Below are 23108 nucleotides of genomic sequence, written 5' to 3'. Positions count from 1 at the left end.
GACTAACAAGGTTATGACTTTCAAAGTAAATAAAAGTTAAAATAGTGAAAGTGCCGGTGGTACCCCCAACGGGATTCGAACCCGTGTCTACGCCGTGAGAGGGCGGTGTCCTAGGCCTCTAGACTATGGGGGCCAGAAACAAGAACCAACAGGTTCCCATTTTTGCTGGGGTACCAGGACTTGAACCTAGAATGGCTGAACCAGAATCAGCTGTGTTACCGATTACACCATACCCCAAGGGCTGCAAACCTCGGCTTGCGCCGGGCTGCAGTCATCTACTCTAACGCAGGCACTTAGGCTGCTTCAAATAATTTCCTTGTGTGACTAATCACCTGACGTTATTCCTGTTCCAGATGGTTTTGTAGTTTATGCAGGCGTTTTATGGTGGCCTCTTTCCCTAGGATTCCAATGGAGTCAAACACCGGGATCGACACGTTAGAGCCGGTAATCGCCATAAACAGCGGCTGGAAGGCAACGCGTGGTTTGAGCCCCATTTCTTCGACCATTACCTGGCTCATAGCGGCTTTAACGGCCTCGGGATCACCAATGGTGCCAGTCTGCCCTACTTTCCCTTCTGGCAGGTCTGCTATTACTTTAGCCGCGGCCGCTAGCACCTGCGGAGCATTATCTTTGAGTTTGCGCAGCGGTTTTTCTTGATATTCCACTTGGTCATCGGCAATAAAAAGGAATCCCAGCAGACTCTTAGCTTGAGAAAGTACCTGCATCCGGCTTTGGGCAAGCGGAGCGGCAGCCTCTAAAAGCTGTTTTTCTTTCTCCGTTAAATCGGTCAGGTTATCGGCGCTTAGGAATTCGCCGGCGTGCAGGTAGGGAACGATCCGTTCAGTAAAATCACTGGTTTCTAACATCCGAATATGGTCGGCGTTAATTGCTAAGGCCTTCTTGGAGTCAAAACGCGCCGGATTGGGGTTGACGTCCTCGATATCGAAGGCCGCGATCATTTCTTCTTTGCTGAAAACATCCCGATCAGCAGATAGAGCCCACCCTAAGAGCGCTAAATAGTTGACCAGCCCTTCGGGGATCATCCCGTTTTCCCGGTGCAAAAGCAGGTTAGATTCCGGATCCCGCTTGGATAGTTTCTTGTTGCCCTCCCCCATTACATAAGGCAGGTGCGCGAACTCGGGGACGCAATCGGCGATTCCCAACTCGATGAGGGCGCGGTAAAGCACGATTTGGCGCGGAGTGGAGGAGAGCAGGTCTTCCCCGCGCAGCACATGCGTAATATGCATCAAGGCGTCATCTACCGGGTTTACCAGGGTGTAGAGGGGGTCGCCGCCGCCGCGCACAATCACATAGTCCGGAACTGAACCGGCCTGGAACGTGATGTCTCCGCGCACCAGGTCATGGAAAGTAATATCTTCATCGGGCATCCGCATACGCAAAACCGGCTGGCGTCCTTCCGCACGGAAAGCAGCGATCTGTTCTTCCGTCAGGTTGCGGTCATATCCGTCATAGCCCAGGTGGGGATTGCGCCCGGCAGCTTTATGGCGCGCCGCGATTTCCTCGGGGGTGGAATAGGATTCGTAAGCATATCCCCCGGCAAGCAGCTTATCCGCTACCTCTTTATAGATATCCATCCGTTCGCTTTGCCGGTAGGGGCCGTAGGGGCCGCCCTTATCCACGCCCTCGTCCCAATCTAGCCCCAACCAGCGCAGCGACTCTAGGATTTGCTGAAAGGATTCTTCCGAGTCGCGTTTAGCATCGGTGTCCTCGATCCGGAAAACGAAAGTTCCCCCGGTGTGGCGCGCGTATGCCCAGTTAAATAGGCAGGTACGCACCATTCCCACATGCGGGGTACCAGTGGGTGAAGGGCAAAACCGCACCCGAATAGGGGAAGTGGAATCCGGATTCATACCTAAAATCTCCTTGCGTAAAATCATTAGTTCCCCTCGATTCTACTTCGCGCCCCGCCCGATTCTCGAACCTGGGTGATTAGCGGAACGGGCTACGAACTTCCGATTCATTTTCGGCCGCCCAACTCTTCTACCACCACCCCGGAGTGCATGGGGAGGCGTAGGGTGGATACATGCAAGATTTTGACCGCTTATCCCTGCAAGAACTACGCCGTAGAGGATCTTTAAAATGGACGGGAAAGACCTTCGAGGGTGAGCCTTTATGGGGAGCCTGGGTTGCGGAAATGGATTTTGGAACCGCTCCTGCGGTTGAACGTTGCCTCCACCGGGCGATCGAGGATGGTTTCTTTGGCTATATGCCGCCGCGACTGGCCAATGATCTCCAACGAGAGACCGGGCGTTTCCTCGCTGCATCCTATGGGTGGCAGGTTAGCGCCGAGGATGTGTTTATTTCCTCCGATGTACTTTCAATTCTGCGTGCTCAAATCCAACTGATGACTAACCCCGGGGAAGCGGTGGTGGTTCCCACCCCGGCCTATATGCCGTTTTTAACTATCCCCACCCAGGCAGGAAGGGAACTAATCGAGGTAAAAAGTCGCTATAACCAGGGACGTTGGGAGCTTGATTTTGCGGCGCTCGAACAAGCGCTTAGTCAGGAAAAAGCTAAGCTATTAGTGCTTTGCAACCCCTGGAACCCTACCGGGAGAGTCCTCAGCGAAGCCGAGCTGAGAAAAGTAGGGCAGCTGGCACTTGCCCATCAAGTAACGGTGTTTGCAGATGAAATCCATGCTCCCTTGGTGCTAACCGATAAGGCTCGCCATATCCCTTTCGCCAGTCTAGATCCTGATTTTTCCCAGATTACGGTTACTGCCCATGCGGCTTCTAAGGGATGGAATTTGGCGGGACTCCATTGCGCGCAAATGATTTTGCTGCCTTCGCCGCTACGTGATCAATTTGAAGATGCCGGAGTAACTACCCAGCTAGCGATGGGAGCGACTCCTTTGGGAGCACTAGCGGCTCGCGCTGCCTATCAGGAGGGCGGCGCTTGGCTACAAGAAATTAAGAGCTATATTCGCGAAAATCTCGCCCGCTCTCGTGATTTAGCTTTGCAGATTGCGCCCCGGCTTAACATACCGGAAGTAGAAGGAACCTATCTGTCACTGTGGGACGCGAGTAGCTATTGCGATAACCCGGTTAAAATCGCGGAGGAGAAAGCGCGAGTGGGGGTAAATGGGGGCGAGATCCTGGGGAGTGGCTACCCCGGTTTGCTGCGACTTAACGCCGCGACTCCTCGCTACCTGTTCCTGGAGATGACCCGGCGGCTAGCTAGCGCGCTGCGAGAAGCAGAAAATGATTAGTCTCGCGCTAGGCTCTGCGAAGTTAACGGTTTAGCGGTTGGCACTAACCACCATATTGTCCATCTGCCCTACCCCGGTAATGACGCTTTTTAGGCGTTCACCAGCACTTAAGGGCTGGGCAAGTTCGACTCCGCCTACGATCACTAGGTCCCCGGGTAGCAAGGTCATCATGTGAGTTACCTTAGCGAAGGCTTCGGCGGCTTTTAGCGGAAAGTCAGCGCTGCTAGCGGAGGCAACCTCCTGCCCAGAAACACTAGCGCTAATGGTGAGGTTATCGGGATTAAAACCAGGGTCAACTACAATCCACGGACCTATCGCGGCAGAAGTATCCCAAGCCCTGGCCTGGGAGAAACTGATATCTTCGCCGCCGCTCGCAAAGTCTACCCCGATAGTCCACCCGGCGATCACCGACCCCACCTGCTCGGGGGTCACGTTTTTACAAATAGTTTTAGCGACCGCTGCCAGTCCCACGAAGGCGCGTGCGGTGCCGCCTCCCCAAGCAGGAATGGCGATAGGGTCATCTGGTCCAATCACCGCCGTATTGGGTTTGATCCCCACCTGTGGCCACTGCCCCACACCCGCCGCTGATCCCGCCAGATTCGCGCAGCAGCTAACTGCCTTCGAGCGGGGAATTACTGGAGACAGCAGCCGTGCCTCCTCCAAGTTGTAAAGCTGCCCAGAAGGTTCCGCCTTCTGAAATAGCGGGTCACCTTTGAGGGCAACAATCCGCTCACTTCCGTCCTCTAAAGCGCCATAAATAGGGTGGGCATCGATCCGAAATCGCACAATCTTCATAGAGCCCAGTCTAACGCCCTTGCTAAAGTAGAAAGGATGAGCCAAGGAGGAACGCGTGAGTAATAATGACCAGGAACCGGCATGGCGACGCCTAATCGCCGCCATGTTTACCTCCCCGCACCCAAAGGTTACCCCTGGTGCCGACCTGGGACTTTGTATTGAATTGGATGGCAGTTTCCACCCATTGCGCCGGGATGTTTCTGGTACTTGGACCCGCAATCGCGCCAGTTGGCGAGACCTTTGCCAAACTAAATGGGAGTCAGTTTCTGCCGGTCTAGATAGGACACAACTCAGCTGCCTACGGCAGGTGGCGGGGCTATTAGAAAAATCACCCCAAAGATTATCTTTAGAGGAGGGCGCGCAGGTATCCCCCGCTATTCGCACCTTGGCGCGCGCGGGATTTTCATTTGCCCTCGGCACCGAACCTCTCACTCCACTGCGGTTTTCTCCGATTCTGGCGCGTCCTTTCCTGGATATTTGCGCTCCTGGCGATGTGGCGCTGCGTTTTGGGATTGATTTTTCTGCTGGTAATGACCCGGCGGGACGCACAGTCGCCGCTACCTGCGTGGCTGCCGGTCTAGAACTGGTGGCCAGCGCAGAACTGGGATATTTCGCCTTCTGGGATGATCGTTTCGGGCCGGTCAACCGGGTGTTGGGGGCGAAACCGGTACGGGTGCCACAAGCAGATTTAACAGATTTCTTGTTGCAAGATTTTCCGCGCCTTAGCGAAAGTTTCCCGGTTTATTCTTTGGATAATAGTTTTGAGTTCCCAAAATATCGCTACCTGCTGGAAGTGGGAACTTCTCGGGAAGATGATCTTTACCGGATTTATTTGCGAGCCATGCGCGAACTCGAGGGTGAGAGAATTGAAACTAGCGCCCCTCTGGATCAGATTTCGCAGCTGAAAAGCCAGGTGACAAAGTGGCTGCGCCGCCAAGAAGGAGTTTTCACCTTCGATAGCTTTCTTTCTTGCCCCGCTCACCGCATTAACCAGTTGCTAGATGAGCTAGAAACCGTTTTTGAGGGGCAAGATTTAGAGGTTAACCGCCGCGGGATTCCCCGTTCATTTTCGCAACGCGGTGGCGAAATCATCGTGGATTTAGCTCCCAATACTTACGGCTGGTTCACCCCGAATGTGCGTTTACATTTAGATGACCGCGACTTTTCGGCCTCCGAGATCGCCCAGATTCGCGAGCGGGGTGGGCTAATCGATAGCGATACTTACTTGAGCGAAGCAGAGCTGGATCGATTGAGCCTACTTAGTGAGCGTGCCGGTCTTAATCGGCGCGGCATTCACCCGGCGATTATTGACCTCTCCCAGATCCTGGAAGGTACGCAAGCACAGGTGCGCGGCCTGGAAGCCTGGAAGTCACGCCAACTAAAATTGCCGCCAATTGCCGCGCCCCACACCGCCAAGCTGCGCGAATATCAACGCACAGGCGTTTCCTGGCTGCTGGCACAACTAACGATTGGGCCTGGAGCGGTGCTTGCCGATGAAATGGGGCTAGGAAAAACTCTACAGATTTTAGCAGCGATTAAATCCTTACCCACCTCGAATCCGGTGCTGGTAGTGGCGCCCACTTCGGTAATTAATGTTTGGGAGTCGCAGGCAGAGCGTTTCTACCCCGAGATGGAGGTGCAGGCGCTGCGTAGCGGCACCGAGATTGAGGAGGGCTTCAATGGGGCAGATTTAGTGGTCACCTCCTACGGGTTGCTGCGCCGCCATGCAGAGGCTTTCTTAGAGCCTCAGTGGCAGGGAGTTATCTGTGACGAAGCGCAGCTGGTGAAGAATCCGCGCACCCAAGCTTGGCGCGTCCTCGCCGATATGCGCCGTGAGTGGACGATTTGTGCTACCGGCACTCCCCTAGAGAATTCTTTAGCGGATTTACATGCGATTTTATCTTTGGCGCAACCGGGCACTTTGCTTTCACGGGAACAGTTTGCCGCCTTGCAGCTGCGCGGGCTGAGTCAGGTGCGTTCGCTGGTGGCGCCCTATATGTTACGGCGCACTAAAGCAGAGGTAGCGCCAGATTTACCTCCCAAGATTGAACAGGTGTTGCGGGTTGATTTAGAACCGGGGCATAGCGTCGCCTATCGGGAACTGGAAACCCAGGCGCGCCACCAGGTTAGCGGCATGCTGCAATCCGGGGATCGAATGTCGATTTTGGCGGCATTGACGGCGCTGCGGCGAGCCAGCTTAGACCTGCGGCTAGTAGGAGGACGCGCCGGGATCACCAGCGCGAAAACCAGCGCTCTGGTGGAACAGCTGCAAGCAATACCCGGCCATAAAGCCCTAGTATTTTCGCAGTTCACGTCCTATTTAAAGCTAATTAAAGAAGCTTTGGAGGAGGCGGGAATCAAAACCGTTTATCTGGATGGGTCTACTAGGAGACGCGACCAGGTAGTTAAGGAGTTTTCCGAGGGAGACGCACAAGCATTCTTGATTTCGCTGCGAGCAGGTGGCACGGGGCTTACTTTAACTGCCGCCGACTATGTGTTTGTGATGGATCCGTGGTGGAATCCGGCGGTGGAAGAGCAAGCAATCGATCGCGCCCACCGGATCGGGCAAGAGCGCCCAGTCAATGTTTATCGCTTGGTTGCGACAGGAACTATTGAAGAAAAGGTTTCTCAACTTCAACAGTGCAAACGGGATTTATTCTCTTCGGTGGTACCTGCTTCCAGTTCTATTACCGATTTAGCTAATGCTTTATTGCTGGATAGCGAGCAGTCAGTTTCTTCCATTTCCTGATTTTGGTGCGAAAGGTAGTAAACGGGGCAACCGTGTTGATATGTATCCATTTCCACACCGGCCATGCTGAGGGGGTAGACGAAGCCCATGCTCGCTGTTCGGACGCGAACAGTTCGGTTGCACTGAGAGTATTTACCAGTTCAATAACTTCAGCTACCAGCATTTTGAAACGGTCAATCAGCTCTGCGGTTTCAACCTGCCCCCAACGCTCATAAAAAGACTCATAAAGGCCGCCCAATTTATTCCATTTGTAGCCGGGGGCCGGAGTAACTACCTCGATACCGGCTTGTTCATCGCGTTCCCACCCCAATAAAAGTTCCATCCATCCCAATTGGTAAGCAAGCATCTGGCGGGGAGTGCGGTCTACCCCTTCGACTAACAAATCCCAACTACCCGCAGGTACCTCGGCGAATTCGCCAATAAACAGATTAGCGCGCTTAGTAATCTCGGCAGCTAGCTCAGCTCCTGACTCATACGTCCTCATTTCCTGACCCTCTCTATAGCAGGTTGAACTTGGTTACGGCTTCTGCCTCAAGTTTCAGCTATTTCTGCTAACCGCTTACAGTTTCGATTATCCTCGGTCGCTATTATAACTCACGTCTGTCGCATTCAAGAATATATAACTCTCTTAAAGATTCCACCTCACCTCCACACCGTATTCACAGGCGCAGCTTATGATTTTCGCAGTAAGCGAGTATCGGCTATTCCTTTTGGGCTGGCGATGCTAAAAACTTCTGAAAAAGCGTTTATGCGCCGGGAGCTAAATTCTGCTGTCATTGCTAGCGGCCGCGAGGATTCTTCGAGACGATTAAAAGGAAACAGATGGAAGGAATAGCTATGAAGACCTTGGACCTTTTGCGCAATCGCCGCTCGCGCTACCAACTGAACCGGGAGATTCCCCTCAGCCACCAGGAACTGCTCGATTTGATCGACGAAGTAACCGCGCAGGTTCCAGATGCTTTCAATATGCAATCGCAACGACTCCTGGTAGTTACTGGAGATAATCAGGACGCCCTCTGGAATCGGGTTTTGAGGTTTTCGAGGGAAAAGTTTCGCGGGAAAAGATTGATTCTTTCCGGGCTGGTTACGGCACTATTCTCTACTTTTATGACCAGGCAGTAACCGAAGAAATGGCGGGCAAGTTCACCGCCTATGCTGACAAGTTCCCGCATTGGGCGGCGCAATCCTTGGGAATGCTGCAGTTTTCACTGTGGGTAGCGCTCCGGGAAGCAGGAATTGGCGCTTCCCTGCAACACTACAATCCGGTGATTGACCATGAGGTCAAGCAAATGTTCGACCTGCCCGAAACCTGGGTGCTAGATGCGCAAATGCCGTTCGGCCTGGCCAGCGATGAGCCCTCTCCTAAGCAGCTGCAAGACATTCGCCAGCGGGTAATCCAGCGTTAACAAAGCAATCGAGCGCCGGCAAGGTCAAGCTTTAGACCTTGCCGGTAGCCCGGCGGCATTATTCGCCGGCTCGAGTTGGAATCCACCTGGCATTTTCAGGTAATAGCCCAAATTTCGCGGTTATGCCAGGCGCAACAACCTATAGGAGTACGCCCTGCTCACTGCTGCTAGTTTTTTCTGGCGTCAGCGAAAGAGGCGCTACTACCTCCATAGTGTCCTCTAGAGGAATTTCACCTAAAGCTGCCAGCACGCACCTGCCTACGTGGTAACCCAAGTTCACCGGCACCGCATTGCCGATCTGCTTATATTGCGCCGCCACCGACCCGCAGAACTCCCAGAGATAGCGTTGCGCACATCTAAGAGCTTTGCTTACTGCAATAGCTCCCCCCCCCCTTAGATTGAGGAAGAAATTATCGGCTTAGCGGTAGCGGCGGCGCAGGATAACTGTCGCTCCCAGCGCTACCCCCAGGGCACAAATCCCCAACAGAGCAGCAGAACTACTGCCGGTATGAACTATTTCCTCCGGCACCGGAGGTGTCGCAGGCGGAGTCCCTGGTGGGGTTACCGGAGGGGTTGCAGGTGGAGTCACCGGCGGAGTTACCGGCGGCGTGGAAGGTGGTGTCGGCGGTGGCGTGGGCGGAATAAAAGTATTGGTGAAGGACACCAGGTTAACCCCATCATTTTGCTCGGCTTGGGCAACTTGGCTGACCTCGAACTTACCCGCAAGTTCTGCCGGCAAATTCTCTGTCACCTTATAGGTAAGCGCCACTCGCTCTTCCGGTTTCTTCTCCACATCTGCGAGCGTATATTTAGGGAGCTTCTCGAGGGCGAATTGAAAGTCTTTGCCCTCGCCTTGTCGGAAACTGTCGGCTTTCAGATACTTTCGCACCGGCTCGGTCGCTATTTTGTTGTCTCCCTGCCAGGTTTCCACTTGGAAGTTATCGATATAATCACGCATATCGAAATCTTTAAGCAGTTCAAGTCCGCCCTCCCAGTGTTTCTTAACCAGCAAATCCAGGTAGGGGATAATCTCGGTTTCTGAATCAGGAATCCGGTTATAAATAGGTTGCTTGCCTAGTTTTTTCAGCTTTACTTGAAACTTAATCGAGAGATTTCGCGCCTCAGGAATCTTAATCGCTTTAAGAAAATCGAATTCTGCTACCTGGGTCTTCGCCTTGTCCAGCAGCCTAATCTCCCGGGTGTCCGGGTTATAGCGGGCCTCAAAGTCCGTGGCTAAGTCCCCGTCCTCCATGACTTTTAAGGAATCCGGAACCAGTTCCAGGCGTTCATCTAGCTTATCGATTACCGTGGCCGTGTCCTTAAAGCCCATGTCTACATACTTGCCATACTTAACCACCAGGCGGTGATCTCCCGGAATCTTCGCGTTAATCTGGTAGTCGATTAAGTCTCCCCTGCTGGCGTAGGCTTTTTTCGCGTCCTCCCCAATCGGGTATTTCGCCTGGTCGATAACCTTATCAAAAACCGGTTTCTTCGGTACCAGCAGTAGCAGCGGGGTCTTGTAACCAATCAAAGCCCGCGAGCGCGCATCATCCTTAAATCGCTCATCGGTAGCGCCATAGGGATTAGCCCACACTTCTTCATGATTGCTGTTCGACTGGAGCATCCTCATAGTGAGCCGCCCATTTTCTGCCAGGCGAACTCCGTACTGTAATGACAGGTTGTAGTCTTTCTTGAACGCTGGTGCCGCGTCCTCAATCCGCACCGTATACTCCCCCGGGGTTACTGCCTTAAACAAACTTGCCGGATAATCGTAGGCGGTTTTAGTAGCAGTAGATTTTGCGATCAGCTTTCCTTGCTGGTTATACAGCCCCAGGGTAAACCCGGGTTTCGCATAGTCAGTAGCAAAAGAGTCATACTTGACGCTTTCGATATTAGAAGCCAGGATATACACCTGTTTTCCCAGAGTAACGGTCAAGGTATTAGTCGCCGGATCGAATTTTTGCCCGGCAATTCCGTAATACATATAAGCCTGCGGCAAGCTGGGCAAAGAAAGCTTCGCGCCCTCCGGCACCCCGGTCGCTTGAATATCGAAAGAGTAATCTCCGCTGGCAGTAGGCAGAGACAGCTGTTTTTCTGCCTGGGGATCCGACTTACCCCCGATATTAAACTTCCAGGTGTCACTCTCCCCCAGCACCTCCAGAGGACGCTTAATAGTCACGTGATAGGTCTTATCCACCAGCTTCAGCGGCTTTAACACCAACTGAAATCCCTCGCCCATGGCCAGTACTTTTTGCACCGAATACGGCGTTTTCTGCCCGCCGTCTTTCAAGGTGATGCTCGACAAGTCTGCTTGCGTTGCCGGCACCAGAGAGCTCGGGGCGAACTTGCCGCTGTCATCGTAGGCGAGCGCTTTTAGGAAACCGTGACCAGCAGAATCTTTCCTGACCGTAACAGTCTCATTTTTCTGGCTAACCGAGTTGTATAGCGGGAGTTCAAAGGATTCCGCGGTGCCCGGAAGGGATTTCCCGGCTTCATCGACCATAGTAATGTCGTAGCGCGCCGAGATTTTTTCTTTAAAGGTCATCCGCATTTCCGGGGTGCCATCGGAGCCGGCCGCAACCTTTACTTTTTGTGCCTCCCCTATCTGCGAAAAACCTTTCTTCACCGAAAAAGTAATTTCCTTGCCGAGGGGGTAATCCGCGGCCTCTAGGCCGAACTCAATCTCGCATTTTCGCAACCCATTTTCTAGGGTTTTGTCCGAGGTAACGTCAGCGGCCTCAATCTCGTAGGAGTCAGCAAACCAGCCGGTGCCTTCTTGAATCTCTAAGTCGGTGCACTTAGCCCGGGTATAGATAGTTGCATAGAGGGCGGCTGTATCTTCGTCCTCGTCACCTGCCGCCTGCGCTAAAGGCGATAAAAACGCCATCCCTAAGATTAGTGCCAGGATTACACCGATCAGAGAAAGGTTCGCGGCTTTTCTGTTCATATTCCCCACTTGCAGTAGCAGTATTTCGACCTGTTGTCAGAATATCGCGCTGGAGATACCGAAAATAATGCAGCGTAAAAAATCACAATAATACTTGCCTGGAAGGAGAGAACAAACCCACCAGAAAAAAACTGCATAATTAATAGCTGCTATTACCTATTTGACATGGAAAAACAGCCACCTGTATTCGGGGAGAATCGCGCACTTGCAGGAGGGAGCAATGCTGCGTATGATCCAGTTCGTGTCCAAAACACAGCGGCATTATTTTAACTATGCGGCAGTGATATTATCCGGGTTCCTTATCGCCCTGCTGATAGGAACCTGCCTACTAATGCTGCCGTTATCCACGGTGCATGTCGGGGGTCTACCGCTACTTCCGGCCTTATTTACCGCCACCTCTGCCCTCTGTGTTACCGGTTTGACGATTGTTGACACCGCCACCTATTGGACGGATTTTGGCAAGGTCGTAATTTTACTATTAATACAGGTAGGCGGCTTCGGGGTGATGAGTTTTGCGGCGGTGCTCGCCCAAGCAGTAATCCGCCGAGAAAGTCATAGCGCCAAGCTGGCTTCAGCGGCCGAGCGACGCAGCGTCACCGGCAGGTTGGGCGTGCTGTTGCGCCGGGTACTGGGAACTTCCCTCCTGGTTGAGCTACTCACCGCTATTCCCCTGACGATTCGTTTCCTGTCCCTAGGGTATTCGCTGCCGCGCGCCCTCTGGCATGGGGTATTTCATGCAGTTTCGGCTTTTAATAATGCCGGCTTCGCCCTCTATTCGGACAATATGTCTTCCTTTGTAGGAGATTGGGGGGTATGTCTGCCCCTGATCATTGCGATCATTATCGGAGGTTTAGGATTCCCTGTCCTCTTCCAACTGCGTACCAGCCTATTCAAGCCTTACCGCTGGTCACTACACACTCGGATGATGATAGCTGGCACCGGCGGCCTCCTAGTATTTTCTTCCCTACTGATTACGGCTTTCGAGTGGCATAACCCGAAAACTTTGGGCAAACTCCCCACCGCGGACGCGATCCTGGCCGGAATATTTCAAGCAGTCCAAACCCGCACCACCGGTTTTAACTCGATAGATATTGGACAAATGCATGAGTCCACCTTGTTTGCGATGGACACTTTTATGTTTATCGGCGCTGGACCGGCCGGTACTGCCGGGGGTATCAAAATCACCACCATGTTTGCCCTCCTGGCCATTGTCGCTGCCGTTATCCGCGGGCGCAACCAAGCAGTGGTGTTTGGAAAAAGCATTTCTTCCGAGGTCGTCCATCAAGCAGTCGCGGTGGTGGTGCTGGGATTTATCTTGGTGGTTACTTCCACCATTTCGATCATGTTCTTAACCCACTTCAACTTGTCGCAAACCCTATTTGAAGTGTTCTCCGCTTTTGGTACCGTGGGTCTATCTACGGGAATAACGCCGCTACTTAACGATCCTTCGCAGTTAATACTTATAGCTTTAATGATTATTGGGCGGCTAGGTCCGATTACGGTTGCTACCGCACTCGCTTTCGCACCTAGCGCCTCCAAGATTTCCTTCCCCACAGAAAGGCCGATCATTGGTTAATTTCTCTAAACCTACTTACGCGGTTCTGGGATTAGGACGCTTTGGCAGCGCCGTCGCCCGCGAACTCATGTCCGACTACGCCGTGGTTATCGGTATCGATTTAAACGAGACGGTAGTGAACCGCAATAACGGCATCTTGAGCCAGGTGGCGCAAACGGACGCCACCGACATTGCCTCCATTACTGAACTCGGCGTCGCTGATTGTGATGGCGTAGTAGTCGGGATTGGCGGCCCCCACGTGGAGGCCTCTATCCTCACTTGCTCCCTGCTCACCGATATGGGGGTTAAGAACCTGTGGGCAAAGTCCTCCGGAACCGCCCACGGACGCATCTTGGAACAGATTGGAGTCCCCCATATCGTTTACCCCGAGGTGGCGATGGGGCGGCGGGTAGCCCACCTGGTACGCGGGGTAAACCTGGACTACGTAGAACTGTCTTCCGGCACCGCCATGGTTAGAACTATTCTTCCCAAGTCTGCAGCCGGGCCTCTCGATGAGGTTGACCTTTGGAATCGGCACGGGGTAAAGATCGTGGCAGTACTGCGGGAAAACCAGTGGCAACCGGTGCTGGGGGCAGTAGAACTTTCCGAGGGCGACCAAGTACAGATTTACGGCGGCGCGAAACAGGTAGAAAAGTTTGCCCGCCTCGCTCCTCGCCCCTAGCGGTCTACCCTAGCGCGGCCACTAGTGATAACCGGGCTAACTTCCTCCGCAGACCCTATAGACCAGACCCTATTGCAGTGGCGATAACCGAAGTAGTGGTGCGGTTTATGATTCGCGGGGACTGTTGGTGCTGTGAGGTTTTGAGTAAAACAAGCTGCCAATCTTGTTAGCTGTCACTGCTATCAATGAATAAGCGACCCCGTAGATCTGCGCAGATTCGTTGAAAAAGATCAGCATGGGCACCATGAAAAACAGTATCGGCATCACTATCCATAAAACTGTGAAGCCCTCCGTGATTCCGTCCCAGACGGCTAACGTCACGGTGATTAGCGGAAACACTATGAACAGCATCAAGATAAACAGCATCATGCCTGAATCAGGGGCGCTGAATACTCCGATGGCGGCTCTAGTAAGAGCAGGCAGTAAAAGATAGCACGCGAAAAGCCCGCCAAGTCGTGCCCAAGTGCCGCGTCTTTTCCACCTTTGCATGCACTCATTTTTTCATGTCCAGAAGGGAAAAACCATGGGGCTTGGAAACTGGCTACGCCCCAAACCAAGCGACGTTAAAAACCACCAGATGAACTCGTCCTATCCGTTTATATTTGAGCCGACTTCTTCTGGGCTTCCGGTTACCGAACGTAGCGCGATGCAGAGGACGCTCATCTCTATCGCGTAATCTTGCAGGGGATTTTGGGATCTCAAATCTACTACGAGTGCTGCGGTAAAGTAGAAGATGCAGAAGGTGGGAACAAGGTCTCCCATCATGTCTTAGAGGGTGTCTAGCGGACGCAAGCGCTGCTAGGCTCTCTTCTTATTTCTTTTCCGGTCTAGGGGGTCATTACCGCGCTAACCCGGGAGATACCCGTCAGTCAATCTTCCACCACGAGGTTGATAGAAGCAACAAGATCGGGGTTAATACCCAAAGTGGCGGGTTAATCCCAACAGGAGCCATAGCTACCCGCTGGAATTAACCCGCCTAGAGAAAATCCACCCGTCACTAGCGCAAAACCAGGAGACCAATTAAGCGTTAAACGCCTGCTCTATGCGCTCGTGCGCGGCCCAGATCTGCTCAGGTAGATTCTTGAACTGTGCAAGGTGCTCGCGGCGGTAGCCCATCTCCTTCTTCCACAGATCGGTGTCGATGGAAAGAAGCTTATCCAGATCGGCGTCGTCACCTTCGAAACCATCCAGATTCAACTCTTCCTTCTTCGGCAAAATACCTACCGGTGTTTGCACGCCCTCAGCGCGCCCTTCCTTAACGTCTAGCAGCCAAAGCAGCGCTCGCAGGTTGTCGCGGTAGCCAGGCCAGCAGAAGTGTCCGTCTTCCGGATCGCGCTGGAACCAGTTCACGTGCGCAAAAATGGGCTGTTCCTTCGCGGAGCCAATTATTTTCAACCAGTGGGTCGCGTAGTCCCCTTCGGGGTAGGACATGAAGGGGCGCATCGACATCGGATCGTAACGCAGCACGCCCTCCTTGCCTTCAGCCGCGAAAGTGGCTTGGGCTCCCAGGGTCAAACCGTCGTATACGCCCTCGGCTAGGTCGGTGATTGCCCGGATAAGCGGCTCCCGGTCCTTTACTCGCCCGCCAAAGATGATGGCGTCAATTGGCACCCCTTGCGGTTCTTCGTAATCGGGAGCCACGTTGGGCACGTTAGCCAAAGATGTGGTGAAGCGGGAATTGGGATGTGCCCACTCGTCTCCCTTGGCCTCGCAGCGCTGCCGATCGGCCGGGCGGTCGGAAATCTTTTCGCCCTTCCAATCCCGCCAGCCAGTAACGTCTTCGGGGTAGTCCGGGGTCTTACCTTCCCACCACAGCTCTTGGGTTTCGGGGTTGTAAGCGACGTTGGTGAAGAGCGTCTTAGAGCCTTCTTTGATGGCGTCCATGGCGGTGGGATTAGACTTCCAGTTGGTGTCCTTTGCCACGCCGAACGCGCCGTATTCGGGGTTCATGCCGTAAATCTTGCCGTCTTCGCCAACGTGCAGCCACACGATGTCATCGCCGTAGAAGTAAACTTCGTAGCGGTCACCCAAGGCGTCCGGGGCTAGCATCATAGCGAGGTTGGTTTTACCGGAAGCTGAGGGGAAACCACCGCACACGTAGTAGGTGTGATCCTTGAGCTTATCCTTAATCCCGATCAGCATGAACTGTTCGGAAAGGAATTCCCCGGAGGCCCAGCCGTCGTAAGAAGCTTGGCGCAGACCGTGGGCGATCTTGCCGAGTAGCGCGTTGCCGCCGTAGGAGGAACCGAAGTGCAAAATTGTGCGTTCGTCGGCTACCGTGGCAAACAGGCGCTTATCCTTATCGGTGCCCTGCCCCAAGTTCTTCAGGTCGCCAGTAACGTGCACTGCGCGCACGAATTCTGCCGGATTTTCCAAATTGTTCAGGTGTTCTACGCCAACCCGGGCCATGCGGATCATGTGAAGAACCACGGTGAGGTTGTCGGTAAGTTCCACTCCGCGAGCCCACTTTTCTAGCGGCGATTTCGGCGGTGCCATCAGGTAGGGCACCACGTACATTGTTTTACTCCGGGAGGCGCCCTTCATGCTTTCCAACTGCCGGGCAGTTACTTCCGTGGCGTCGTGCCAGTTGTTGTAAATTCCGGCTTCTTGCGGATTGTGGGTGGCGACGACGGTGCGTTCCTCGCTGCGCGCCGTGTCCTTGTAGTAGGAGCGGGAGTAGTAGAGTCCATCACCCGCAGGTGCGATTTCACCGGTGGCTAGGCCTTCGGCGATGAGTCGGTCGTCATCCTTTGCGGAAATGACTTCGATGGCAGCGGGTTCGGTAATTCCGGCCCAGTGCGCTACATACTCAGCTACTGCGGGATTTTCCAGCCCGGCATCGCTGAGGATCTTGGCAATGTTATCCATATTTATTACTCCTAAAATTTCGTGTAGTAGAACATTAAATTTAGGATACCCGAAACTTTTGAAGCAAACCTGGATTTAAGTCCTGCCTGGAATAAATAGGAACAAAACCTGGGACGCTGCAGTATGGGCTAGCAAATCCGCTAATAGGAGAGCCCTCTGTAGGCTAGTTAGTTTCTTAACTCTCCCTTTTCTCCCGCCTATGTGTCGGCTAGATTACCCCGACATTACTTGACCAAATAGGGGGCACTCACGCTACTCTTTTGTTAGGCAAGGCTTACCTAATTAAATATTAGAAGGGATATATCGCATGAAAACACGCGACTTCATCAACATTGGCGTTTTTACCGCAATTTATTTTGTGCTAGTTTTCGGCACTGGAATGCTAGGCATCATTAATCCAGCAATGATGTTTGTGGGCTATGCCTTAGGTCTTATCGCTAACGGCGCCGTAATCATGCTATTTAAGTCGCGGGTACCGAAGATTGGCGCCTTGGCATTAATGGGACTATTAGTCGGGATTTTAATGGTAATTACCGGGCACCCCTGGGTTACTGCCCTACTTACACCTTTGCTGGGACTAGCCGCAGACTTCCTCTTCGCTAAAAAATCAGCGGTTTTTCGGGTCCTAGGATACGCCGTCATGTCCGTATGGTACGTGGTGCCCTGGTTCCCGGTATTCATTGACGCTCAGGGCTACTACAAATATATTGCTGACTCTATGGGGACTGCCTATGCAGATTCATTACGCTGGTTCTTGTCACCATGGATGATTGTGGCCTGGGGCGTGGGAATTTTCATTCTCGGGCTTATCGGCGGAGTCTTCGGAAATTCTCTAATGGCGCGGCACTTCCGTAAAGCTGGCATCGCAAAGTAATGAGCCTTCAATGCCAAACTAGCGCCCCCGGATCAGCAGCAAGCTATCACCAAGATCAGGTCACCAGCGCTGAAATCTTAGCAGCTAACCAACGGCATTCCCGGCCAGATCCGCGCACCGTAATACTGGTTATATTCGTATTAAATGCCCTGGTAATGTCGCGACTACCCATAGTGATCACTTTCCTGGTAGCCGGTATTGCGCTCTTGGCTTTACTATTGTCACACTGCTATTCATGGGCGCTAGGTTTCCTCGCCGTGGAAGGAACCTGGGTCGCTTGTATCTATCTTTTCCCCAGAATCTGGCCAAGCGCCCTCACCGCGTTCCTAATGGTTTTAGGCTACTGGATGATAAGGATTTGCACTGTTGGCGGTCTGGCAGGTTACGCGATTAAAACTATCGTCCCCGGAGAACTCGTAGCCGGTCTTCGCAGCTTACGCATACCGATAGCTGTAACCGTTCCCCTGGTAGTGCTACTACGATTCATACCGACAGTATTTCGGGAATACCGCGCAGTAAGAGAAGCAATGTCCCTGCGGGGATTACAAATGGGATGGCGCGCCCTCTTACATCCCCTCCATTTTCTAGAAATGGTTTTAGTTCCCTTACTGGCATCCTGCGCCCGAACCGCTGATGAAATGACCGCCGCCGGCATGGTGCGCGGTTTAGGGTCCACTATTTACCCAAGTACTTTGAAACAGCTGCGATTCAGCCGACTGGATGCCCTCTGGATACTGACGCTAATCGCCCTGATTGCTCTCATCCCCTACTCAGACCATCTAGCTATACTCTCGGGTGGATTCAAATGAGCACCTTAATCGACCAGGTCTCCTTCGATTACCAGTTCAACCCGGACGAAGAAACCTCATCAGCTCACGTAAGCGCAGTCAGCGATATCAACCTCGATTTCCCTACAGGATCCTGTACCTTAATCACCGGTCCTTCCGGAGCAGGCAAGTCGACCCTCTTAAAACTTCTGAACGGTTTAATACCCGAACTTTATAAGGGTAATCTCAGCGGACGCACTACCCTTGCTGGTCTCGATACCGTGCAAACAGATATCCAAGAATTAGGGCGTACCGCCGGGACAGTTTTTCAAAATCCCCGTTCCCAGTTTTTTACGGCAAATGTACTAGAAGAGTTAGCATTCGCGAGCGAAAATGCCGGAGATACTCCCAAAACAACTGCTAACCGGATCGCGGAAGCTGTAAACGCCTGGGGCATTCAGCGTCTGCTAGGCAACGAGTTACGTAAGCTTTCCGGAGGTGAATTGCAGCTGGTTGCTTGCGCAGCAGCAGTTGCCGGACCGCAGCAAATCCTGCTTTTAGACGAGCCCACCTCTAATCTTTCCCCTGAAGCAATCTCCGCATTCAGCGAAGTCTTACAAAGATTAAAAATCGCGGGCTGGACCCTGGTAGTAGCCGAGCACCGCGTTTACCCTCTAAAGGGTCTCGCAGATCAAGTCGCGATCATGGATAAAGGACGAATCCAGCATTTGTATACTGCGGATAAGTTTTTTAGTTTGTCTTCTAAACAGCGTAAAGAGTTAGGGTTGCGTACCCTGGAAAAACCGGAAATGTGCGTTAACACCACTCCTGATCAGCAGGCGGACGGTATCACCGCAAAAAATTTAAGGTTCAGTTACGGCAAACACCGCGTCCTCAATATTCCTTCCCTATGTTTACCGAAGGGAAAAGTAGTTGCGCTAGTCGGCCCGAACGGAGCAGGCAAAACTACTCTTGCGCGCACCCTCATCGGGTTAGCTCACCCGGAAGGAGGCAGCGTTATTAGTTTTAGCGGCAAATCCTGCCGAGCGGCAGACAGACAAAAACGCAGCGTGCTAGTAATGCAAGATGTAAACCGGCAACTATTTGCTGAAACGGTAGCGGCAGAGGTCGTACTAGGAAATGACAATCTTAGTAAAGAGCAGGTGCAGGCGCTTCTAGGTGATCTGGGGTTGCAAGGATTATCTGAACGGCACCCAATGACTCTTTCCGGAGGACAAAAACAGCGTCTCGTTATTGCCAATGCCCTGGCGAGCCAGGCAGAGCTTTACGTATTCGATGAACCCACCTCGGGGGTTGATTACCAGCACCTACTATCGATCAGTTCTCAGATTCGCTCACTAGCCGCAAAGGACAAAGCGATCCTGATTATTAGTCACGACTTGGAGTTCATCAATGAAGTTGCCGATTATCAGCTGTTGCTCCAGCCTCTCGATAGTGAAATAAACGTGCAACTTACCGCGCCCGACCAAGAGAAACATTGAAAGAGGAAGCACAGTGAATGATCACCAAGTTAGCGAATCAGAAAAAGATGCAGCGGAAAATATCAAGCTGACCAGCAAACAAGGTAAAGCCGCATTACGAGAACTATTAGCTCCCGTGCAAATGGCGCTGCGAGTCGGTCAAGTGATGGCGGTTATATCCGCTATTTTGCGAGTTTTTCCTTTCGTTGCTTTAGTGGGGATCGGCAACGAACTCCTAACCTCATTGGGCAATGGCGTATCCCCCAACCAAAGCGTCATCATATTTTGGGTACAGGTGTTAATCGGAACATTTTGTGGAGGGCTGTTCGCCTATTTTGTGGGCTTGTTGGTTACCCATATTGCAGATAATCGCCTATCCGCAAGTATTCAGCAAAAGATTATCCGTTTTCTGGGGCAAGCTCCTTTAACTTGGTTTAGCGATAACACTTCCGGACACGTGCGTAAAGTACTGCAAGACGATGTAAAGAATCTACATGTGCTAGTAGCACACCGCCCCGTAGATTCGCTGATCGCTACCCTAGTGCCCATATTTTGCGCGGGTTATACCTTCACTATTGATTTAAGACTCGGACTTTTAGTAATTGTTACGGTGCCGATTTACATCATTGCCTACGCTGTGATGATGCGAGGAATGAGCGATAAATCCTTAGAACTTGATGCAAAACTTGATCAGGTTTCCTCCGCAATGGTGGAATTCGTAAAAGGCATCCAGGTGGTTAAAACTTTTGGGATCACCGGAAAAGCACACCGCAAGTATGCCCACAGCGCCAATGAAGCCTGTGACTATATGGAGGAATGGAATCGGCCAATGGTGCATGCGGCTTCCCTGACCGCCGCCCTCACCTCTACCCCATTGGTAGTTCTCTTATTTGGGATTGTCGGCCCCTGGTTCGTCTCCAAACATTGGGTTAGTCCGGTAGAAGTAGTTGCCGGTTGTTTAATTGCCATCGCGCTGCCCTCCTCAATTAACCTGATAACCCAGCTTGCTTGGAATTACCAGTTAGCAGGTGCCGCGGCCAAAAGGATTCTTGATCTTCTTGGGGTAAAGCCCCTCTCCTGCCCGGATCAGTCACTGCATTTACCCCAAGACGCAAGCATCGAATTTAAAAATGTATCGCTCAGCTATGGCCATACGCTAGCTTTGGATAATGTTTCCTTACGTTGTGCGCCCGGTACAGTAACCGCTCTCATGGGGCCATCAGGAGCCGGGAAAACCACCCTAGCCAAATTGGCCGCCCGCTTCCTGGATCCCGATACGGGAACAGTACTAATCGGTGGAGTCAACCTTAAAGAACTTAGTAGAAGCGACCTCTACCATCATCTCGGGTTCATCTTGCAAGATGCGCAGCTCTTGCGGGCTTCCATTCGCGACAACATCTCTATCGGGCGACACGATGCAGATGAAGCCGAGATTATTAACGCTGCTCGCCAGGCACAGATTCATGACGAAATCATGGCACTACCTAAAGGATATGACACCGTCGTCGGGGAAGATCTGAAGCTATCGGGAGGGCAAGCTCAGCGGATTGCCATCGCCAGAACCTTACTATTGGATGCGCCGATACTCATATTGGATGAGGCAGCAGCCATGGTAGATCCGGAATGTGAAGCACAAATCCAAAAAGCTATTAACCATCTGATGGCCGGACGTACTGTTCTGGTTATTGATCACCGCCCAGATTCAGTCAAGAACGTCGATCAAATCGTCCTCCTTGATAAAGGAGAGCTGGTGGCCTGCGGTGATCACCAGAAGCTACAAAATATAGAACTCTACCGCCGCCTGTGGTCGGCATCCAATGTTGAGTTTACGGAAGGAGGACGAAACTGAAATGGCTAAGTCAACGGGAGCTATCGACATAATTCGAACAAATTTCCGCCTCAGCGCCAACTCTCAAAATCACAGCAGGAGTATCAGCTGGGCAGCTCGGATCATCAGCGGCATTGCGCAGGGGGTAGGCTTACTTGCGCTGATTCAGCTCGCAAATACCTGGGCTAGCAGGCAGGAAGAAACCGCCAATAACGCTAACCCCTGGATCTTAACCCTGCTCGTCACGGCGATTATCGGAGCGATCAGTATCTACATACGAGATCGGTTCTCCTACGAAGGCGCGTTTTCGGTGATGCGTTCTGTCCATCGCCGCGTCGGGAATCAGTTGGCAAAACTGCCCCTGGGATGGTTCTCCACTGATACTACCGGGCGCTTGTCCCGTCTAGGGGCAGCTACTGTCAATGAGCTCGGCAATCTGAGTGCCCACTTGCTCACGGAACTGTCTGCCGCCACCGTCACTTTGCTGACGCTGCTTGCTGGTTTGCTCTGGTGGTACCCCATCCTGGGGTCAATTTTTGCGTTATGCCTAATCTGTTACCTGATTCTGATGTGGGCACTAACCTATCTTGACAGTGCTGCCAGCGCCTACGCGGCCCCGGCGGCTACTGAACTCGCTGATCGGATTGTAGAATTTTCTACCTGTCAATCTATGCTCCGTGCATGTGACCAGACGATTTACCCCCAAATGGCCACCGCTTTAGCAGAAAATCGCCGCAGATCCACTCGCCGACTATGGATAGAATGCATCGGGAATTTCCTCGGCGGTATCGCCTCGCAAACAATTTGCGTGGTAATGATTATTTCCAGTGTTCATCTTGCTTTTACTGGAAGCCTTGCTCCCCTGGCAGTGGTGGCGGTCATTGGGATAAGCCTAGAAATTACTCATTACCTTTCCACGATTTCTGATTGTCGAACCGGGTTATTGGCGGTTGGACCGACAATGGCGACTATTAACGAAGTACTAGATGCGCGCCCTCTTCCTGAGCCGGAAACTTCGCTACCCCAACCACTACCCCATCAGGTTGAGCTTCGAGAGGTTGATTTTGCTTACGGGAACGATAAACAGGTGCTCAACAAAGTCAGCTTCACCGTTGCGCCCCACACTATGACCGCACTCGTTGGCTCTTCGGGGGCAGGTAAAACCACTATTGCCCGCTTAATTTGCCGATTTTGGGACGTAAGCTCGGGTGCGGTACTCGTTGGAGGTCGAGATGTCAGAGAACTGACGACTGAAGATTTAATGAGCCAGATTTCAATGGTTTTCCAAGATGTCTATCTTTTCGATGACACTTTGGAAGCAAATATCCGCATCGGTAACTCCAATGCGAGCAAAGAGGCTCTACTACATGCGGCAGAACTAGCAGGTGTCAACGATATTGTTAGCCGCCTTCCCGATGGTTGGGATACAAACGTTGGTGAAGGTGGCTGCGCGTTATCAGGAGGGGAACGCCAACGAGTTTCGATTGCTCGCGCTATTTTAAAAAATGCTCCGATTGTGCTCTTCGATGAAGCTACCAGCGCTCTGGATGCCGAGAATGAAGCAAATCTGCTGCGCTCTTTCGAAGTATTACGTCGCCAATCAACCATGTTGGTAATCGCACATAAACTCCACACGATTACTCGGGCTGACCAGATTGTGGTTCTAGATAATCAGGGGCAAGTGGCTCAGGTTGGTACCCACAATGAACTTGTAAATTGCGAGGGGATTTACCGAGATTTTTGGGATGAGCGTCAAGCGGCCTCTGGATGGAAAATATCCGCACAATAGTTCGGAATAGCTAGGTAGCATACCCGGAATTATTTGCAAGTATTTTCCGGTTAGAGGTCGTTGCAATGGCTATTACTTCAATATTTAAGGAAAAAGTCTAGAGATTAATGCCAATTATTTTTCTGATTCGGCATTGAT

Annotated in this window: 18 protein-coding genes and 2 tRNA genes; 11 read left to right on the top strand and 9 right to left on the bottom strand. The window is 52.4% G+C overall.

Translation table 11 applies throughout. From position 1 onward, the window contains the following. Positions 1 to 57: 57 nt before the first annotated feature. The 3 genes from L0M99_RS07795 to gltX all read right to left on the bottom strand — a co-directional run bounded on the left by L0M99_RS07795 (position 58) and on the right by gltX (position 1898). Positions 58 to 133: transfer RNA gene (locus L0M99_RS07795), tRNA-Glu, on the bottom strand. Between the two features lie 32 nt (positions 134 to 165). Next, positions 166 to 237 (bottom strand) — tRNA-Gln (locus tag L0M99_RS07790). A gap of 101 nt (positions 238 to 338) precedes the next feature. Beyond that, positions 339 to 1898: a glutamate--tRNA ligase gene (gene gltX / locus L0M99_RS07785; RefSeq protein WP_024058971.1), complete on the bottom strand. Its 1560-nt coding sequence runs from the start codon at positions 1896 to 1898 to the stop codon at positions 339 to 341. Positions 1899 to 2044: 146 nt separating this feature from the next. On the opposite strand from gltX, the gene L0M99_RS07780 reads away from it, so the two are divergent. Continuing rightward, a complete protein-coding gene (locus L0M99_RS07780; protein WP_238128282.1) occupies positions 2045 to 3229 on the top strand; it encodes a MalY/PatB family protein in 1185 nt (394 codons plus the stop codon). A gap of 30 nt (positions 3230 to 3259) precedes the next feature. On the opposite strand, the gene L0M99_RS07775 is transcribed toward L0M99_RS07780, so the two are convergent. After that, positions 3260 to 4024 (bottom strand): fumarylacetoacetate hydrolase family protein, encoded by a 765-nt coding sequence (locus tag L0M99_RS07775; RefSeq protein ID WP_024058973.1) that lies wholly within the window; start codon positions 4022 to 4024, stop codon positions 3260 to 3262. A gap of 55 nt (positions 4025 to 4079) precedes the next feature. Between L0M99_RS07775 and L0M99_RS07770 the strand changes: the two genes are divergently transcribed. Beyond that, positions 4080 to 6773 (top strand): DEAD/DEAH box helicase, encoded by a 2694-nt coding sequence (locus L0M99_RS07770; RefSeq protein ID WP_024058974.1) that lies wholly within the window; start codon positions 4080 to 4082, stop codon positions 6771 to 6773. Here the strand turns inward: L0M99_RS07770 and L0M99_RS07765 are convergent. Beyond that, the gene (locus L0M99_RS07765; RefSeq protein ID WP_024058975.1) at positions 6724 to 7257 is read right to left on the bottom strand and encodes a ClbS/DfsB family four-helix bundle protein; all 534 of its coding nucleotides are present in this window, start codon (positions 7255 to 7257) and stop codon (positions 6724 to 6726) included. The genes L0M99_RS07770 and L0M99_RS07765 overlap by 50 nt on opposite strands. A 353-nt stretch (positions 7258 to 7610) precedes the next feature. Here L0M99_RS07765 and L0M99_RS09870 point away from each other — a divergent pair, with 353 nt between their 5' ends. Both L0M99_RS09870 and L0M99_RS09865 read left to right on the top strand, forming a co-directional pair. Further along, on the top strand, positions 7611 to 7895 hold the full coding sequence (locus tag L0M99_RS09870; RefSeq protein ID WP_283217131.1) for a nitroreductase family protein: 285 nt from the start codon (positions 7611 to 7613) through the stop codon (positions 7893 to 7895). 8 nt (positions 7896 to 7903) lie between these two features. Then, a complete protein-coding gene (locus L0M99_RS09865; RefSeq protein ID WP_283217130.1) occupies positions 7904 to 8179 on the top strand; it encodes a nitroreductase family protein in 276 nt (91 codons plus the stop codon). A 139-nt stretch (positions 8180 to 8318) separates the two neighbouring features. Here L0M99_RS09865 and L0M99_RS07755 read toward each other — a convergent pair whose 3' ends face one another. Then, positions 8319 to 8498, bottom strand: a complete 180-nt coding sequence (locus L0M99_RS07755; protein ID WP_024058977.1) for a hypothetical protein — start codon at positions 8496 to 8498, stop codon at positions 8319 to 8321. A 99-nt stretch (positions 8499 to 8597) separates the two neighbouring features. Then, on the bottom strand, positions 8598 to 11126 hold the full coding sequence (locus L0M99_RS07750) for an isopeptide-forming domain-containing fimbrial protein (protein WP_238128281.1): 2529 nt from the start codon (positions 11124 to 11126) through the stop codon (positions 8598 to 8600). Between the two features lie 220 nt (positions 11127 to 11346). Here L0M99_RS07750 and L0M99_RS07745 point away from each other — a divergent pair, with 220 nt between their 5' ends. Continuing rightward, on the top strand, positions 11347 to 12702 hold the full coding sequence (locus tag L0M99_RS07745) for a TrkH family potassium uptake protein (protein ID WP_024058979.1): 1356 nt from the start codon (positions 11347 to 11349) through the stop codon (positions 12700 to 12702). Then, the gene (locus L0M99_RS07740; protein WP_024058980.1) at positions 12695 to 13363 is read left to right on the top strand and encodes a potassium channel family protein; all 669 of its coding nucleotides are present in this window, start codon (positions 12695 to 12697) and stop codon (positions 13361 to 13363) included. The genes L0M99_RS07745 and L0M99_RS07740 overlap by 8 nt, the downstream gene beginning before the upstream one ends. 105 nt (positions 13364 to 13468) lie before the next feature. Here L0M99_RS07740 and L0M99_RS07735 read toward each other — a convergent pair whose 3' ends face one another. Next, the gene (locus tag L0M99_RS07735) at positions 13469 to 13852 is read right to left on the bottom strand and encodes a hypothetical protein (RefSeq protein ID WP_038109029.1); all 384 of its coding nucleotides are present in this window, start codon (positions 13850 to 13852) and stop codon (positions 13469 to 13471) included. A gap of 531 nt (positions 13853 to 14383) precedes the next feature. After that, a complete protein-coding gene (locus L0M99_RS07730) occupies positions 14384 to 16231 on the bottom strand; it encodes a phosphoenolpyruvate carboxykinase (GTP) (RefSeq protein ID WP_024058982.1) in 1848 nt (615 codons plus the stop codon). 307 nt (positions 16232 to 16538) lie between these two features. On the opposite strand from L0M99_RS07730, the gene L0M99_RS07725 reads away from it, so the two are divergent. From L0M99_RS07725 to L0M99_RS07705, 5 genes are read left to right on the top strand one after another with little or no spacing between them, the layout of a single operon-like run. Next, on the top strand, positions 16539 to 17105 hold the full coding sequence (locus L0M99_RS07725) for an MptD family putative ECF transporter S component (protein WP_024058983.1): 567 nt from the start codon (positions 16539 to 16541) through the stop codon (positions 17103 to 17105). Continuing rightward, positions 17105 to 17914, top strand: a complete 810-nt coding sequence (locus L0M99_RS07720; RefSeq protein WP_024058984.1) for an energy-coupling factor transporter transmembrane component T — start codon at positions 17105 to 17107, stop codon at positions 17912 to 17914. The genes L0M99_RS07725 and L0M99_RS07720 overlap by 1 nt, the downstream gene beginning before the upstream one ends. After that, positions 17911 to 19374, top strand: coding sequence for an ABC transporter ATP-binding protein (locus L0M99_RS07715; RefSeq protein ID WP_024058985.1), 1464 nt, complete (start codon positions 17911 to 17913; stop codon positions 19372 to 19374). The genes L0M99_RS07720 and L0M99_RS07715 overlap by 4 nt, the downstream gene beginning before the upstream one ends. Positions 19375 to 19387: 13 nt before the next feature. Next, positions 19388 to 21202 carry an ABC transporter ATP-binding protein gene (locus tag L0M99_RS07710; protein WP_238128280.1) on the top strand — a complete coding sequence of 605 codons (1815 nt, stop codon included), beginning with the start codon at positions 19388 to 19390 and terminating at the stop codon, positions 21200 to 21202. 1 nt (position 21203) lies between these two features. Next, positions 21204 to 22970: an ABC transporter ATP-binding protein gene (locus tag L0M99_RS07705; protein ID WP_024058987.1), complete on the top strand. Its 1767-nt coding sequence runs from the start codon at positions 21204 to 21206 to the stop codon at positions 22968 to 22970. The last annotated feature ends 138 nt before the right edge of the window (positions 22971 to 23108 follow it).

The organism is Varibaculum cambriense, assembly GCF_022133705.1.
Taxonomy (GTDB): Bacteria; Actinomycetota; Actinomycetes; order Actinomycetales; family Actinomycetaceae; genus Varibaculum; species Varibaculum cambriense_A.
This window is presented reverse-complemented; position numbering and strand designations above follow the sequence as displayed.